The organism is Mesorhizobium sp. B2-1-1, from assembly GCF_006442975.2.
GTDB lineage: Bacteria > Pseudomonadota > Alphaproteobacteria > Rhizobiales > Rhizobiaceae > Mesorhizobium.
Map to the genome: position 1 here is coordinate 4,351,109 of NZ_CP083954.1, position 13,448 is coordinate 4,364,556.

17 protein-coding genes are annotated in these 13,448 nt (G+C 62.2%); 6 read left to right on the forward strand and 11 right to left on the reverse strand.

Annotated elements, in window-relative coordinates; translation table 11 throughout:
* Positions 1-21: 21 nt before the first annotated feature.
* Positions 22-918 (reverse strand): LysR substrate-binding domain-containing protein, encoded by an 897-nt coding sequence (locus tag FJ972_RS21480; RefSeq protein WP_140520670.1) that lies wholly within the window; start codon positions 916-918, stop codon positions 22-24.
* Between the two features lie 121 nt (positions 919-1,039).
* On the opposite strand from FJ972_RS21480, the gene FJ972_RS21485 reads away from it, so the two are divergent.
* Positions 1,040-1,330: a muconolactone Delta-isomerase family protein gene (locus FJ972_RS21485; RefSeq protein ID WP_140494522.1), complete on the forward strand. Its 291-nt coding sequence runs from the start codon at positions 1,040-1,042 to the stop codon at positions 1,328-1,330.
* 177 nt (positions 1,331-1,507) lie between these two features.
* Entirely contained in the window at positions 1,508-2,506 is a 999-nt protein-coding gene (locus FJ972_RS21490; RefSeq protein WP_140520671.1) for a transporter, read from the forward strand.
* Here the strand turns inward: FJ972_RS21490 and rarD are convergent.
* The 9 genes from rarD to cysS form a co-directional block, all read right to left on the reverse strand.
* Positions 2,484-3,410 (reverse strand): EamA family transporter RarD, encoded by a 927-nt coding sequence (gene rarD, locus FJ972_RS21495; protein WP_140494526.1) that lies wholly within the window; start codon positions 3,408-3,410, stop codon positions 2,484-2,486. The two genes, FJ972_RS21490 and rarD, sit on opposite strands and share 23 nt — an antisense overlap.
* Before the next feature lie 265 nt (positions 3,411-3,675).
* A complete protein-coding gene (locus FJ972_RS21500) occupies positions 3,676-4,188 on the reverse strand; it encodes a hypothetical protein (protein WP_140494528.1) in 513 nt (170 codons plus the stop codon).
* Between the two features lie 3 nt (positions 4,189-4,191).
* Positions 4,192-5,808: a citramalate synthase gene (gene cimA, locus FJ972_RS21505; protein ID WP_140494530.1), complete on the reverse strand. Its 1,617-nt coding sequence runs from the start codon at positions 5,806-5,808 to the stop codon at positions 4,192-4,194.
* Between the two features lie 187 nt (positions 5,809-5,995).
* Positions 5,996-6,955, reverse strand: coding sequence for a prolyl aminopeptidase (pip, locus tag FJ972_RS21510; protein ID WP_140520672.1), 960 nt, complete (start codon positions 6,953-6,955; stop codon positions 5,996-5,998).
* Positions 6,952-7,428, reverse strand: coding sequence for a GFA family protein (locus tag FJ972_RS21515; protein WP_140520673.1), 477 nt, complete (start codon positions 7,426-7,428; stop codon positions 6,952-6,954). The genes pip and FJ972_RS21515 overlap by 4 nt, the downstream gene beginning before the upstream one ends.
* A complete protein-coding gene (locus tag FJ972_RS21520; protein WP_140520674.1) occupies positions 7,425-7,916 on the reverse strand; it encodes a GFA family protein in 492 nt (163 codons plus the stop codon). Before FJ972_RS21520 ends, FJ972_RS21515 begins: the two co-directional genes overlap by 4 nt.
* Positions 7,917-7,922: 6 nt before the next feature.
* Positions 7,923-8,309: a VOC family protein gene (locus tag FJ972_RS21525; RefSeq protein ID WP_140494538.1), complete on the reverse strand. Its 387-nt coding sequence runs from the start codon at positions 8,307-8,309 to the stop codon at positions 7,923-7,925.
* Positions 8,306-8,650, reverse strand: coding sequence for an endonuclease domain-containing protein (locus FJ972_RS21530; protein ID WP_246674178.1), 345 nt, complete (start codon positions 8,648-8,650; stop codon positions 8,306-8,308). Before FJ972_RS21530 ends, FJ972_RS21525 begins: the two co-directional genes overlap by 4 nt.
* A gap of 268 nt (positions 8,651-8,918) precedes the next feature.
* On the reverse strand, positions 8,919-10,367 hold the full coding sequence (gene cysS / locus FJ972_RS21535; protein WP_140520675.1) for a cysteine--tRNA ligase: 1,449 nt from the start codon (positions 10,365-10,367) through the stop codon (positions 8,919-8,921).
* Positions 10,368-10,783: 416 nt separating this feature from the next.
* On the opposite strand from cysS, the gene FJ972_RS21540 reads away from it, so the two are divergent.
* Complete coding sequence (locus FJ972_RS21540) at positions 10,784-10,939, forward strand: hypothetical protein (protein WP_140494544.1); 156 nt, start codon at positions 10,784-10,786, stop codon at positions 10,937-10,939.
* Positions 10,940-11,004: 65 nt separating this feature from the next.
* On the opposite strand, the gene FJ972_RS21545 is transcribed toward FJ972_RS21540, so the two are convergent.
* Positions 11,005-11,781 carry an SOS response-associated peptidase gene (locus tag FJ972_RS21545; protein ID WP_140517820.1) on the reverse strand — a complete coding sequence of 259 codons (777 nt, stop codon included), beginning with the start codon at positions 11,779-11,781 and terminating at the stop codon, positions 11,005-11,007.
* A 123-nt stretch (positions 11,782-11,904) separates the two neighbouring features.
* Between FJ972_RS21545 and FJ972_RS21550 the strand changes: the two genes are divergently transcribed.
* The 3 genes from FJ972_RS21550 to FJ972_RS21560 all read left to right on the forward strand — a co-directional run bounded on the left by FJ972_RS21550 (position 11,905) and on the right by FJ972_RS21560 (position 13,421).
* Positions 11,905-12,339, forward strand: coding sequence for an NUDIX hydrolase (locus FJ972_RS21550; RefSeq protein WP_140520676.1), 435 nt, complete (start codon positions 11,905-11,907; stop codon positions 12,337-12,339).
* 62 nt (positions 12,340-12,401) lie between these two features.
* On the forward strand, positions 12,402-12,776 hold the full coding sequence (locus tag FJ972_RS21555) for a TIGR02301 family protein (protein WP_140494550.1): 375 nt from the start codon (positions 12,402-12,404) through the stop codon (positions 12,774-12,776).
* A 387-nt stretch (positions 12,777-13,163) separates the two neighbouring features.
* Entirely contained in the window at positions 13,164-13,421 is a 258-nt protein-coding gene (locus FJ972_RS21560) for a hypothetical protein (protein WP_008874920.1), read from the forward strand.
* Positions 13,422-13,448 lie beyond the last annotated feature (27 nt).

A 13,448-nucleotide genomic window follows, 5' to 3' on the forward strand; every position in this document is an offset into this window, starting at 1 on the left:
GGCAGTAGCTGAAGACAGAACCTACTGCCCTACTGCCCTACTGCCGGCCAGCCGCAGATCATCGATTACCGCCCGCCGATCCTGGCGCCGCCAGGCGAGATGGATCGAGACCTTGCGCTCAAACCATGGCAGGTCCCGAAACAGGATTCCGGGCGGCGCGGCGATGCGCAGGCTCGACTGGACGGTGGCAAGGCCGAGGCCGGCGCTGACAAGGCCGAGCGAGGTCAACGGGTCCGCCGTCTCATAGGCGATATCGGGCAGGAAACCCGCCTTGGCGCAGGCGGCCAGGAACTGGCCGCGATTGGTGTCGTCGGGCTGGCGCACGACGGTGATCCAGACGCGGCCGTCGAGATGGTGCGGCTGGATATCGGCCACTTCGGCGAGCGGATCGCCTTCGGGCATCGCCAGCGCCAGCGGCTCGTGGCGCAGCGGCGTGCTGGCGATATCGGGATCGTCTGCGGCGGGCGGCGAATAGACCAGGCCCAGATCCAGCGACCGCTGCCGCAGCTCCTCGATCTGCGCCGCCGAGCGCAGGCTTCTCAACTGGAGATGAAAATCCGGCCGGTCGCGGCGGAATTGGCGCAGCATCGCGGCGACAAGCCCGGCGTGCACGGCGCCTTCGACATAGCCGATGGCAAGACGCCCGACAGACCCGCTGGCAAGGTTTCGACCAAGTTCCTCCAGCCGGCGCGCGTTCGACAGCAGCGCGCGGGCCTCGGCGAGAAAGGCGCGGCCCTCGGCATTGAGATGGACGCGCTGTTTTACCCGTTCGAACAGGGTTACGCCAAGCTGCTGTTCAAGCTGCATGATCTGCCGGCTCAGCGGCGACTGCGAAATATGCAGCAGCTCGGCGGCGCGACCGACATTGCCGGTTTCCGCGACGGCGACGAAATATCGGATCTGGCGCAAGTCGAACATTTTTTGCTCCGCGCGGCATCAAGTCTTCAAAAGTCTCAACTTTAGCCTAATCAGTCTTGGACAGTCTGACCATCCAGCGCGATACCTGCCGTCACCTACCGCTGACAAACAGGAGACCGACATGCAGTTCTTTGCCCTCCTCACCCGCAACACCGAAAAATTCGCCGATGCCGATTTCGCGCCGCTGCTGCCCGGCGAGGCCGAGCAGCGGCGCACGCTCTACGCCCAGGGCGCGGTTCGCCAGGTCTGGAACCGTGGCGACATTCCCGGGAGCGGCATGATGTTCGAGGCGGCCAGCGATGCTGACGTGCGCAATCATCTCGGCAGCTTGCCGCTGGTCAAGGCCGGCATGATGGACATTGCCGCAATCGTGCCGCTGAACCCTTATCCCGGTTTCGGTCCGAAGCGCTAAGTGTGGCAGTCGCAATGCGGTGGCGGCGAAAGGCGCCGCCGCACTGCCGCGGCCGCTCAAGAGAGTGTGATCGGCTGTCAAGGAACCGTCACACGAAACCCCGCCGCCCATGCTAGATGTTGCAATCACGCGCCGCCAAGCGGTGCGATGCTCGAAATATGCATCCGGCACTACACCATGGATACTGCTCTCGCCCCGGAAGGCGCCGACCTGTCGCCCTACCTGCCAGACGAGCATGGGCTGTTCTTCATCTATCATTTCACCGCCGACGGCCTGCGCACCAAGGATGCCGGCGGCGCGCATTGGACGTGGCGCAGCTACCAGCTTTCCGACATGCGCGCACGCCACGAGATCGCCGCCGAACAGGCCCTGCCGGCGCCAGTGCGCGAGGCCTTCCTGTCCGCCAGCCATGGCTGCCACATCGACCTCGAGGATGACTGGCTCTACGGCGACCTGCCGGACCTGCGTCACGACTATTCGGCGGAAGCCGGCGGGCTCGGCCATTTCCGTTTCGCCCTCAACGACACCATGCTGGTCGGCGCCCGCAAGCAGCCCTTGCAGTCGGTCGACAATATCCGCAAGGCGATCGAGAACGGCTCGCGCAAGTTTCGCTCGCCGGCCGAGCTGATCGAGGCGGTCGTGGGCCAGTCGTTCGACGGCATGGCGGTGGAACTCGCTGCACTTGGCGACAGTCTCGACGGCATCGAGGACCGCATCGTCTGCGACGCATGGCACAATGAGCGGCAGGCGCTCGTCGATGCGCGCCGGCACCTGGTGGTGATCCACCGGCAGATGGCGACCCTGACCAATCTGTTTCGCCATCTCGACCATTCGCACCGCAACGACCTGCCCGATTCGATCAACGACATGGCAGCACGGCTTTCGCACCGCGCGCAGACGCTGCACTATGATGGCGAGCAGTTGCAGGCGCGCGCCAGGCTGTTGCAGGACGAGCTGATGGCCAAGCTGACGACGCAGTCGAACCGGCTGCTCTACGTGCTGTCGGTGATGACCGCAGTGCTGTTGCCAATGACGATCATCTCGGGCCTGTTCGGCATGAATGTCGGCGGCTTGCCGCTGGTCAACACGCCGATAGGCTTCTGGGTGGTGACTGCGGTTTCGATGCTGATCGCCGGAGCGACCTATCTCTTCGTCAGGCGGCTCGGGCAGATGTAGCCCGGCGCGCCGTCGCCAGCATCGACCAGGAATACATGGCCAGCGCCGCCCAGATCAGGGCAAAGGCGACAGCCTGGGTGGTGTCGAACGGCTCTTTGAAGATCAGCACGGCGATCAGGAACACAATGGTCGGCGCAATATATTGCATGATGCCAATGGTGGAGAGACGCAAAAGCCTGGCGCCGAATGCGAACAGCAGCAGCGGCACCGCGGTCACCGGCCCGCAACCGGCCAGCAACGCCGCATCGACGCCGTTGCCGGAAACGAAATGGTCCTGTCCGGTGGCGATCAGCCAGGCGATATAACCCAAGGCCGGCACCGACAACAGAAGCACTTCGAGCAGAAAACCCTGGCTGGGGCCGATCGGCAGCGTCTTGCGGAAAAAACCGTAGGCGGCGAAGGAAAAGGCCAGCGCCAGCGATACCCATGGCAACTTGCCAGCCTCGATCGTCAGCACGGCGACCGCGATCGCCGCAAGCACCACGGCCGCGATCTGCAGCCGATCGAGCCGCTCGCCGAGCAGCAGGGCGCCGACCACGACGCTGACCAGGGGATTGATGTAATAGCCAAGGGCGGTTTCTACGGTGCGGTCGACGGCGATCGCCCAGACGTAGACGCCCCAATTGACCGAGATCAGCGCCGCCGTCAGCGCCGCCATGGCGATCGTGCGGGGCGAACGGATTGCCGCCTTGAAATCCGCCGTGCGGCCGGCCCAGACCAGAACCGCGGCGGCGATCGGCACCGACCAGACGATGCGGTGGGCAATCACCTCGGCAAGCGGCAGGTGCGCAACCGCTTTCATGTAGAAAGGCAGCAAACCCCACAAGAAATAGGCACCCAGCGCCAGCAGGAAGCCGCGGCGGGCTTTTGAAACTGCGTCCTGGGTAATTGCTTCAGCGGCCATGGCCCAACGCTATGGCCCAGTAACCTTGGCAAGACCATCGCAAAGTTCTGATGGATCAATGGACTTTCGCTGATGGTTCAAGCGGTGTGCCTTGCTCCGCTACACGCCTGCCAACGCAACGCTTTGTTCTACCGTGAGTAGGCTACCTCTCTAGAGGTGGCTCATAGCCCTCCCGGATTTCCCGCCCAGGCGGCGGCTGCGGTTTCTGTTCGTCACGCGGCCGTTCGTCTTCTTTGTCTTTGTCATCGCCCATTTCAATCACTCCTCAGCCAAAAATAAGATAGTGACCGTAAGTTATGATTCCGCAAGCGAAGGGCAACAAGCTCCAGGCAAACCAGCGTTTCGCCTGAAAATAATTTTCTGTTTTTTCGTCATTTGCCCGCGCATTGTGCGTCCCAAATAACACAAATTGACGTGTCACTGCGTCAGCAAATTCCCTCTCAGCTGCCTGATTATTCTCTCGATAATACGACTCCAACTCGGTATAATATTTCATCATTTCGCTCGGATAATCAACATATTTGTAGGTTCTGCCGTAAAATCCTATGAGCAGAAATAATATAGAACCCCCTAAAACAAATGCACATACCGCAAATAGAGAAAGTATCATCCTCTTGTCCGGATAGGGGTTCTTCTCACCAATATCACTTACGACAAAGACCATCGAGACAATAATTCCGGTGACGGCCGTCAGCATAACCCCGACAGAGCCGTCTAACTTATCCTTCCTTTCAATTTCAAAGGAGTACATCTCTTTGAAGAAGAGGTTGACGTCCATATCTCACTCCGCCGCCACCAGACCCGCCATGTCCCGGTTCTTCATCAGCTTGTAGATGATGGAATCCATCAGCGCCTGGAACGAGGCGTCGATGATGTTTTCGGAAACGCCGACCGTCCACCAGCGGGCACCGGTCGCATCATGCGATTCGATCAGAACGCGAGTGATCGCCTCGGTGCCGCCATTGAGGATACGCACCTTGAAGTCGGCGAGTTCCAGATCGGCGATTTCGCCCTGGTATTTGCCGAGATCCTTGCGCAGCGCGATGTCGAGCGCATTGACGGGGCCGTGCCCCTCGGCCACCGACATCTTCTCCTCGCCCTCGACCAGCACCTTGACCACCGCTTCCGACACCGTCTTCAACTGGCCATTGGCATCGAAGCGGCGTTCGATCATGCAGCGGAACGAGGTGACATGGAAGAACTCGGGCAAACCGTGCAGCATCTTGCGTGCCAGAAGCTCGAAGGAGGCGTCGGCGCCCTCATAGGCATAGCCGGAGGCCTCACGCTCCTTGACCACCGATATCAATGCGTCGAGCCGGTGATCGTCCTTCGGCACATCGATGCCGCGCCGCTTCAGCTCGGCCAGGAAATTGGCCTTGCCGCCCTGGTCGGAAACCATGACGCGGCGGCGGTTGCCAACCGCTTCCGGCGGCACATGCTCGTAGGTCGCAGGTTCCTTGGCGAGCGCCGAAGCGTGGATGCCGGCCTTGGTGGCGAAGGCTGAAGCGCCGACATAGGGCGCCTGCGCCTCCGGAGCGCGGTTCAAGAGTTCGTCGAAGGCGCGCGACAAGCGCGAAATGCCGGTAAGCGCCTCGGCGGAAATCCCCGTCTCGAAACGGTCGGCGAAGGCCGGCTTCAACGCCAGCGTCGGCACGATGGAGATCAGATTGGCGTTGCCGCAGCGTTCGCCAATGCCGTTCAGCGTGCCCTGGATCTGGCGCACGCCCGCTTCGACCGCGGCCAGCGAATTCGCCACCGCCTGGCCGGTGTCATCATGGGCATGGATGCCGAGATGGTCGCCGGGAATGCCCGCGGCGACGACCCTTTCGACGGTTGCGCGTAGTTCCGAGGGCTGCGTGCCGCCATTGGTGTCGCACAGCACCACCCAGCGCGCGCCGGCATCATAAGCGGTCTTGGCGCACGCCAGCGCATAATCCGAATTGGCCTTGAACCCGTCGAAGAAATGCTCGCAATCGACCATCGCCTCCTTCCCCGCGGCAATGGCGGCTTCCACCGAGGCCTTGATGGACTCCAGATTCTCCTCATTGGTGCAGCCGAGCGCCACACGGACATGATAGTCCCAGCTCTTGGCGACAAAGCAGATGGCGTCCGACCGCGACTGGACGAGTGCGGCAAGCCCAGGATCGTTGGAAGCCGACACCCCCGCCCGCTTGGTCATGCCGAAGGCGACGAACTTTGCCTGCGCGGTTCGCTTCTCCCTAAAGAAGGCCGTGTCGGTCGGGTTGGCGCCGGGGTAACCGCCCTCGACATAGTCGAGGCCGAATTCGTCGAGCAGCTTGGCGATGGCGATCTTGTCCTCGACCGAGAAGTCGATACCGGGCGTCTGCTGGCCATCGCGAAGTGTTGTGTCGAAGAGGTAGAGGCGTTGCTTTTTCATCGTCCTGTGGGCGCTTGAACGCCCCCCTCTGTCCTACCGGACATCTCCCCCTCAAGGGGGGAGATCGGCAGTTCGAATGTCCCGCCATCACCTGCGGCGCTGAAAATTTGCGAAACCCCAGGTGATGGGCAATCTCCCCCCTTGAGGGGGAGATGGCCGGCAGGCCAGAGGGGGGTGAGCGCCGACATCAGTTTTTCCCCACAAACCCATCCGTCGCCCGGATCAGCCGGTCCAATATACCTGGCTCGGAATAGGCATGGCCGGCACCCTCGATCAGGTGAAAATCCGCCTTCGGCCAGGCCTTGTGCAGCGCCCAGGCGTAGCGTGCCGGGCACGGCATGTCGTAGCGGCCGTGGACGATGGTGCCGGGAATGTCCTTCAACTTCCAGGCATCGCGCAGCAACTGTCCCTCCTCCAGCCAACCGGCATGGACGAAGTAGTGGTTCTCTATGCGGGCGAAGGCGACGGCGTAGTCGTCCTCACCAAACGGTCCGCTGGTCTCCGGCTCGGGCAAAAGCGTGATCGTCTCGCCTTCCCACAGGCTCCAGGCGCGGGCCGCCTCGATCTGCGCGTTTCTGTCGGACCCCACCAGCCGCTTGCGATAGGCGGCCATCATGTCGCCGCGCTCGGCCTCGGGGATCGGCGCCAGGAAGCGCTCCCACTTGTCGGGAAACATCTCGGAGACGCCGAACTGATAGTACCATTCGAGCTCGGGGCGGGTCAGCGTATAGATGCCCCGCACGACGAGCTCACTGACGCGTTGCGGGTGCGTCTCGGCGTAGGCGAGCGCCAGCGTCGAACCCCAGGAACCGCCGAAGACCAGCCATTTGTCGAAGCCGGCCATTTCGCGCAGGCGCTCGATATCGGCGACCAGGTGCCACGTGCTGTTGGCCTCCAGCGAGGCATTCGGCGTCGACTTGCCGCAACCGCGCTGGTCGAACAGGATGACGTCGTAGAGATCGGGATCGAACAGCCGCCGATGCTTTGGCGAGATGGTGCCGCCCGGCCCGCCATGCAGGAATACCGCCGGCTTGGCGCCTTTGGTGCCGGAGCGTTCCCAATAGACCTGGTGGCCGTCGCCGACGTCGAGCATACCGCTCTCGAAAGCTTCGATCTCGGGATAAAGCGTGCGCAGTTCAGAGCTCATAGTTGCAAACCTTTGGACGGCCAGTCCGTCGTTTCATGGTCGGGATGCTGGAAGGAGATGATCTCCTCCTGCCTAGCATAATAGTCTGGATCCTGGTGGACGGGCTGGTCGAAGATCGTCTCCACCCAAGGCAGCCGCCCGGCGTAATTGACCTGGATCTGCGGCGCCAGGTCGGAGCGATCGTCGAAGGCGCCGATGGCGATCTCCAAGCCGCCGGGCTGGCGGTAGGTCAGCGGCGTGCCGCAGCGGGCGCAGAAACCGCGATCGATGTTGACCGAGGACTGGAAATAGCTCGGCTCCTCACGTGTCCATTCGACGCCGTCCTTCGGCGCTGTCACCAGGGCGCCGAAAAAGGAACCGAACTGTTTCTGGCACATGCGACAGTGGCAGATGGACGGGCGTCCAAGCTTGCCCTTGATGCGGAAGCGCACGGCGCCGCACTGGCAGCCGCCGGTTCGAATGGTCTCGCTCATGATGTTTTCTCCGGCGGCCATTGCTCGGTGTCGTGGTCGGGATGCTGGTAGGAGACAAGCTCTGCCAGATAGGGGGCCGAACCCATATCCGCCATCGTATCCTCGCCCGGCAATTCTGGAATGGAATCCACGTAAGGCAGCTTTGCCTCGGTGCCCCACTGGATGGTCGGCGCGATATCAGCCGGAGCGTCGAAGGCGGCAATCGCCAACGCCATGCCCTCCGGCGCCTCGAAAGTCAGCGGCGTTCCGCATTCGGCGCAGAACCCACGCCAGGCAGCGTTCGACGAGCGGAAGCGCTTGGGCTCGCCGCGCGTCCAGTCCACCTTGGCGCCGCGCACCGAGACCAGCGGAAGGTAGAAATTGCCGCTCGCCTTCTGGCACATGCGGCAATGGCAAACCGAGGCATCGCCGAGTGCGCCCTCGACGCGAAAGCGCACGGCGCCGCACTGGCAGCCGCCGGTGTAGATCGGCCGGTTGTCGAGGCTCATGGCAGGTCACTCCGCATCATGGCACACGGCCTCGACATTGTTACCGTCGGGATCGAAGACGAAGGCGCCATAGTAGTTCGCATGATAGTGCGGGCGCAGGCCCGGCCCGCCATTGTCTATGCCGCCGGCGGCAAGAGCGGCTGCATGGAAGGCGTCGACCTCGGCGCGGCTGCGCGCGGTGAAGGCAACGTGCTGGCGGGCCTTTTGCCCCTCCTTGCCTTCCTGGAGCCAGAACACCGGCCGATCGCGGCCGTAGCCACCGACCTTGGCGCCGCCGGTGTATTCCAGCGGCACCATATGGAGCAGCGAGGCCCCAAGCGGCGCCATCGCCTTGTCATAGAAAGCCTTCGAAGCGTCAAAGTCAGCAACGTCGATGCCGAGATGGTCGATCATGAAACGAACTCCTCCGTTGCTGGTTCCGGCACTTCCGCGCCAGCCAGGCCGGCCGCAATCACGATATGCTGACAGACATTGTCGATATCGCGGATCACGTCATCGTTCCAGAAGCGCAGGGTGGTCCAGCCGAGCGCTGTGAGCTTGGCTGTTCGCGCGGTGTCAGACGCCGAGACCTCATGAGAGGCGTGCTGAGAACCATCCAGCTCAACGATCAGCTTCCTGTTAGGGCAAGCAAAATCGACGATGTAGCCCGCTATTGGCATTTGACGTCGAAACGCCAGCCCCATGAGTCGGTGTGCGCGTATCTCATTCCAAAGCTTCAGTTCGGCGTCGGTCATAGCCTTGCGCATCTTGCGCGCATTGCCTCGATTGACAGGAGACACACGATAATGGATCACTGCGAGGCGCCCCCCTCTGTCCTGCCGGACATCTCCCCCTCAAGGGGGGAGATCGGCAGTTTCGCTGACGGTGCCCAACCTCCAACGTCAGCGATTGGCGAAAGCCTCGGTGATATCCAATCTCCCCCCTTGAGGGGGAGATGTCCGGCAGGACAGAGGGGGGTGCTTCGCGCCAACCTCTCCATTCCCGCCACAAGAACAGTCGCCCTCACCGCTTCACCTCCCACGTCGTCACACGTTCGCCGGTGACCGGGTCCTTGCCGTCCTTCAGTTGTACGCCTTGCGCCAACAACTCATCGCGGATGCGGTCGGCTTCGGCCCAGTTCTTGGCGGCGATCAATTCCAGGCGCCTGGCGATCGCCTTGGCGACCGCGGCTTCGTCGACCTTGGCCGCCCCCACATCGAAACCCAGGAAGGCAAGCGCACCCTTCAGCGAGGCCGCTGCGGCGTTTTCGCCATCGCCGCCGAAGTCGACCGCCTCGCCGGCCAACTGGGTCAAAACCTGGAAGGCGGCGTAGGTGGCGAGATCATCCGACAACGCCTGCACGACCTCGGCCGGCAATTGCCCGACCGCCGGCGCCAGATCGGCCGCGCGTTTCCACTTGCGCAGCGTGTTCTCCGCTTCCTCGAGCTTGCGCACGGAAAAGTCGATCGGTTCGCGATAATGCGTCATCAGCATCGCCAGCTTGAGCACCTCGCCGGGCCATTTGCGGCCGCCGAAGGTTTCGGTCTCCAGCAGCTCGTTGATCGAGTAAAAATTGCCGAGGCTCTTCGACATCTTCTGCCCTTCGACCTGCAGGAAGCCGTTGTGCATCCAGATGTTGGCCATCACATCGGTGCCGTGCGCGCAGCGTGACTGGGCGATCTCGTTCTCGTGGTGCGGGAAGATCAGGTCGAGACCGCCGCCATGAATATCGAAGACCTCGCCCAGATAGGCGGCGGACATGGCCGAGCATTCGATGTGCCAGCCCGGCCGGCCCCTGCCCCATGGGCTCTGCCAGCCCGGCTCCTCCGGGGACGACAACTTCCACAGCACGAAGTCGCCAGGATTCTTCTTGTGCGCGTCGACTGCAACGCGAGCACCGGCCTGCTGCTCGTCGAGATTTCGCTTCGACAACTGGCCGTAGTCGGGCATCGAAGCGGTGTCGAACAGCACTTCGCCTGCGGCAACATAGGCATGGCCGCGTTTGATCAGGCTTTGAATCAAGGTGATCATGTCTGCCTTGCCGTCGGCACGGGGCTCGACGAACTCGGTGGCGCGCGGCTCGACTGTTGGCTCCAGGCAGCCGAGCGTCGCGACGTCCTTGTGGAATTGGCCCGCGGTCTTCTCCGTCACCCGCCTTATCGCCTCGTTGAGCGACAGTCTGCCGGCTGATATCTCGCTGCCGAAATCGCGCAGTGCGCGTGCATTGATCTTGTCGTCGACATCCGTGATGTTGCGCACATAGGTGACGTGCGTCTCGCCATAGAGATGGCGCAGCAGCCGGAACAGCACGTCGAAGACGATTACGGGCCTGGCATTGCCGATATGGGCGAAGTCGTAGACGGTCGGACCGCAGACATACATGCGCACGTTCAGCGCGTCGATCGGGACGAAATCCTGCTTCGCGCGCGTCAGCGTGTTGTAGAGGCGCAGGCCCTTCGGTGCGTCAGACATTCCATGCCTTTCCGGTTCAGAACTTTTGCCTGGATGAAGCCAGCTCCGCGCCGAGGCGCAAAACGGACTCCAGCCTGCTGGCCGGGGCGTTTGTCCAATCTAGCGGAAGATGAGGCGAAAACGTCCGGACCAGCGCGAAGCTAGCCAATAATGCAAATGCCACAAATGGCGAAAGACGTTTTCATAGGCGGCTTTATCGCCTTGGCCAGTGTTGCCGTCAAGTCGCTTATCCCGAGAAAAACGACGCCAGAACTGGCAAATGCGTCGCCCGATCACACGGAATCAGCCACTGAAACATTTTATTAAACATGTCGGCACAGTCATGAAACATACGCCGGCTAGATCAATCTGCGTCACGATTTGGTCGGATTCGGCCGCCAAACGCAGACACGGAAACGTTATCTGGGAAGAGACACATGCCTCGAAGCAAGCAGGAAGCCAACCGCGCCAAGCAACCAGCGCTGGCAAACCATTATCGCGCAATCGGCCCGGCCGCGATCGTCGCCGCCCTGCTCCACACCGCGAAGAAGAAAAAGCCGGTGCAGAAAATCGTATCGCCCCGCGCTGCCTGAAGCAGTGCGCGATCGGCCCAAGGGTCGGAACGAGGCGCCAAACCGCACCTCGAACAGAGTTCCTGCTAAAACAGCGTCATCTGACTGTCGTCCGCGCCGGGTTTCCGGCGCTTGACCTTCTCGGGCTCGGGCCCGATCTCCCTCTTCTCCTGAATCTCCGGCCCGGTGTTGGCGACCTTGTTGACGAGGTCGGAGACCGGAATCGCTTCGAAGAAGTCGCGTTGCGCCGGCCGCAACAGGTCGGCGACGTCGCGCGGCTCAAGTCCGCGGCAATCGAGCCAGCGGGTGAAGTCTTCAGGTGCGATCACCACGGGCATGCGGTCATGGATATGCGCGATGTCGGCATTGGCCTCGACCGTCAGAACGGCGCCGGTGTCCAACTCCGAGCCGCCCGGTTCCGCATAGGTTTCAACCAGCCCGGCAAAGGCGACCAACCCGCCATGCCGCGGCCTGATCCAGTAAGGCTGCCCCTTCCTGCCGCCCGCCTCTCCGGGCCGCGCCTGGCGCCATTCGTAAAAACCTGATGCCGGCACCAGCGCCCGGCGATGGCGCATGGCGGCTTTGAACGAGGCCTTTTCGATCACGCCTTCGGAGCGTGCGTTGAACAGCAGCGGAAATTCGCCGACATCCTTTACCCAGGCGGGGATCAGGCCCCAGCGCACCAGCATCGGCCGGCGGTCCGGCAGGTTGGAACCCGGCGCCCGCGGCGGGCCTGAGATCGCCATCAGCACCGGCTGCGTCGGCGCTATATTGTAGCGCGTAGGAAACTGCTCCACCTCCGCCAGCCCGAGGAAAGCGGCTGTCTGGTCCGGTGTCGCGGTCAAGGCAAAACGTCCGCACATGTCTATTGGTCCTGATGTCCGGTTTCGAAAGTGGCGATGGAACAGCAGCACTGCAACCGTTAAAGCTGTCCGGCGTCGGCCGGTCCACAACAGGCTGCCGTAAATCAGGGCGATCGGATATCCATGGACGAAGTGCGAAAAGTCATTCCCGCGGTCTCGGTCGCCGTTGTGCGCGGCGACGCCGTGCTTCTGGTCAAGCGGGCGCGACAACCCTCGCAAGGGTTCTATGCATTCCCGGGCGGCAAGGTCGAAGCCGGTGAGACGCTGGAACAGGCGGCACGGCGCGAATTGCTGGAGGAGACGCAATTGCAGGCCGAAAACTACCGACGGCTGCGCGAAATCCTCATCGACGGCACGCTCGACGGGCATCCGGTCGATTACCTGCTGACGGTATTCGGTGCGGCCCATGCCGGCGGCGAGGCCGTGGCCAGCGACGACGCCGAGACCGCCGCCTTCTACACGCTGGCCGAAATGGCTGATCTGCCGCTTGCCGGTTCGGTGCTCGCGGTCGCCGAGGAACTGCTTGGACGGCCGTCGCAAACCCCTGGGCGACCCTGAAATCCGGAATTCGCCCGGCACAATCGCCTTGCAGGCGGCAAATTGTTTGGCCAGATTGACTTATGCGTTGCCTTCCTCTCCTTCTCGCGACATGCCTTGCCGTCAGCCCTGTGGCGGCACGACCGGCGTTCAGCGCCGAGGCACCCTTCGAACCGGGGCTGATGCGGCTGGCGGAGGTTCTGGGGTCGCTGCATTTCCTGCGCAATCTGTGCGGCGAAAAGGGCGACCAGTGGCGCGGCGAGATGCAGAAGCTGCTCGAATCGGAGAACCCGGATCCGCAACGGCGCGCCCGCTTCATCGCCAGCTTCAATCGCGGCTACCGCTCATTCGGCGGCACCTACACGCAATGCACCGCGTCGGCGACCGAAGCCATCGGCCGCTACATGAAGGAAGGCGAGACCCTGTCGCGCGACATCGCCTCGCGCTACGGCAACTAGCGCATATCGCCCAAAGTGCCCTCGCAAGAGCGCATCCGGCCTTCATCAACAGATATCCGGTCCATTGGCGGCGACTGCGGGCATATCCAGCTTGTGTCGAGAACTGTCATGGTGCAATCCTTTTGTTGCGCTTATGCAACAGCGTTAATGAAACGTTAGCGCGCGGATGTGGAATTAACTCAAACTGAAGGTTTTCACCCCGCAGGCACGCCTAATCGGCTAAGTTTGACCAGGATTGAATGCAGCTTCGCAAGCGCAACCGGCCTCCTGTAAAGAACGATCAAAAAAATGTCGTATTTACAAAGACTTATTTGCGGCTGCGTGTAAACGGAACAGATCAAGCCTGATCCATCGACGGATCGCTGCTTGCAAGGGTGGACATCGCTTATGGAACATGGTGTCAACGACATCGACGCGCTGGTCAGGGAAGAAAAGCGCCTGACCGCGGTGGAGAGCCACAGCGAGGCCTGGGCCGAAGGTCTTTCGGCAGGCATAGAACCCGAGATCATCGCCGAAGCGGCGCTTGAAACCGCGTTCGGCGAAATGCTGCGCGCCAACGGCGAGACATCGGCCCTTGCCCTGCTCGACCGCATGCGTGAAAAGGTGATTGCTGGCGCCTTCGAACCCGAACGGCTGCGGCACTGAACCGACGTCCGGTTCTTTGACGGCAAA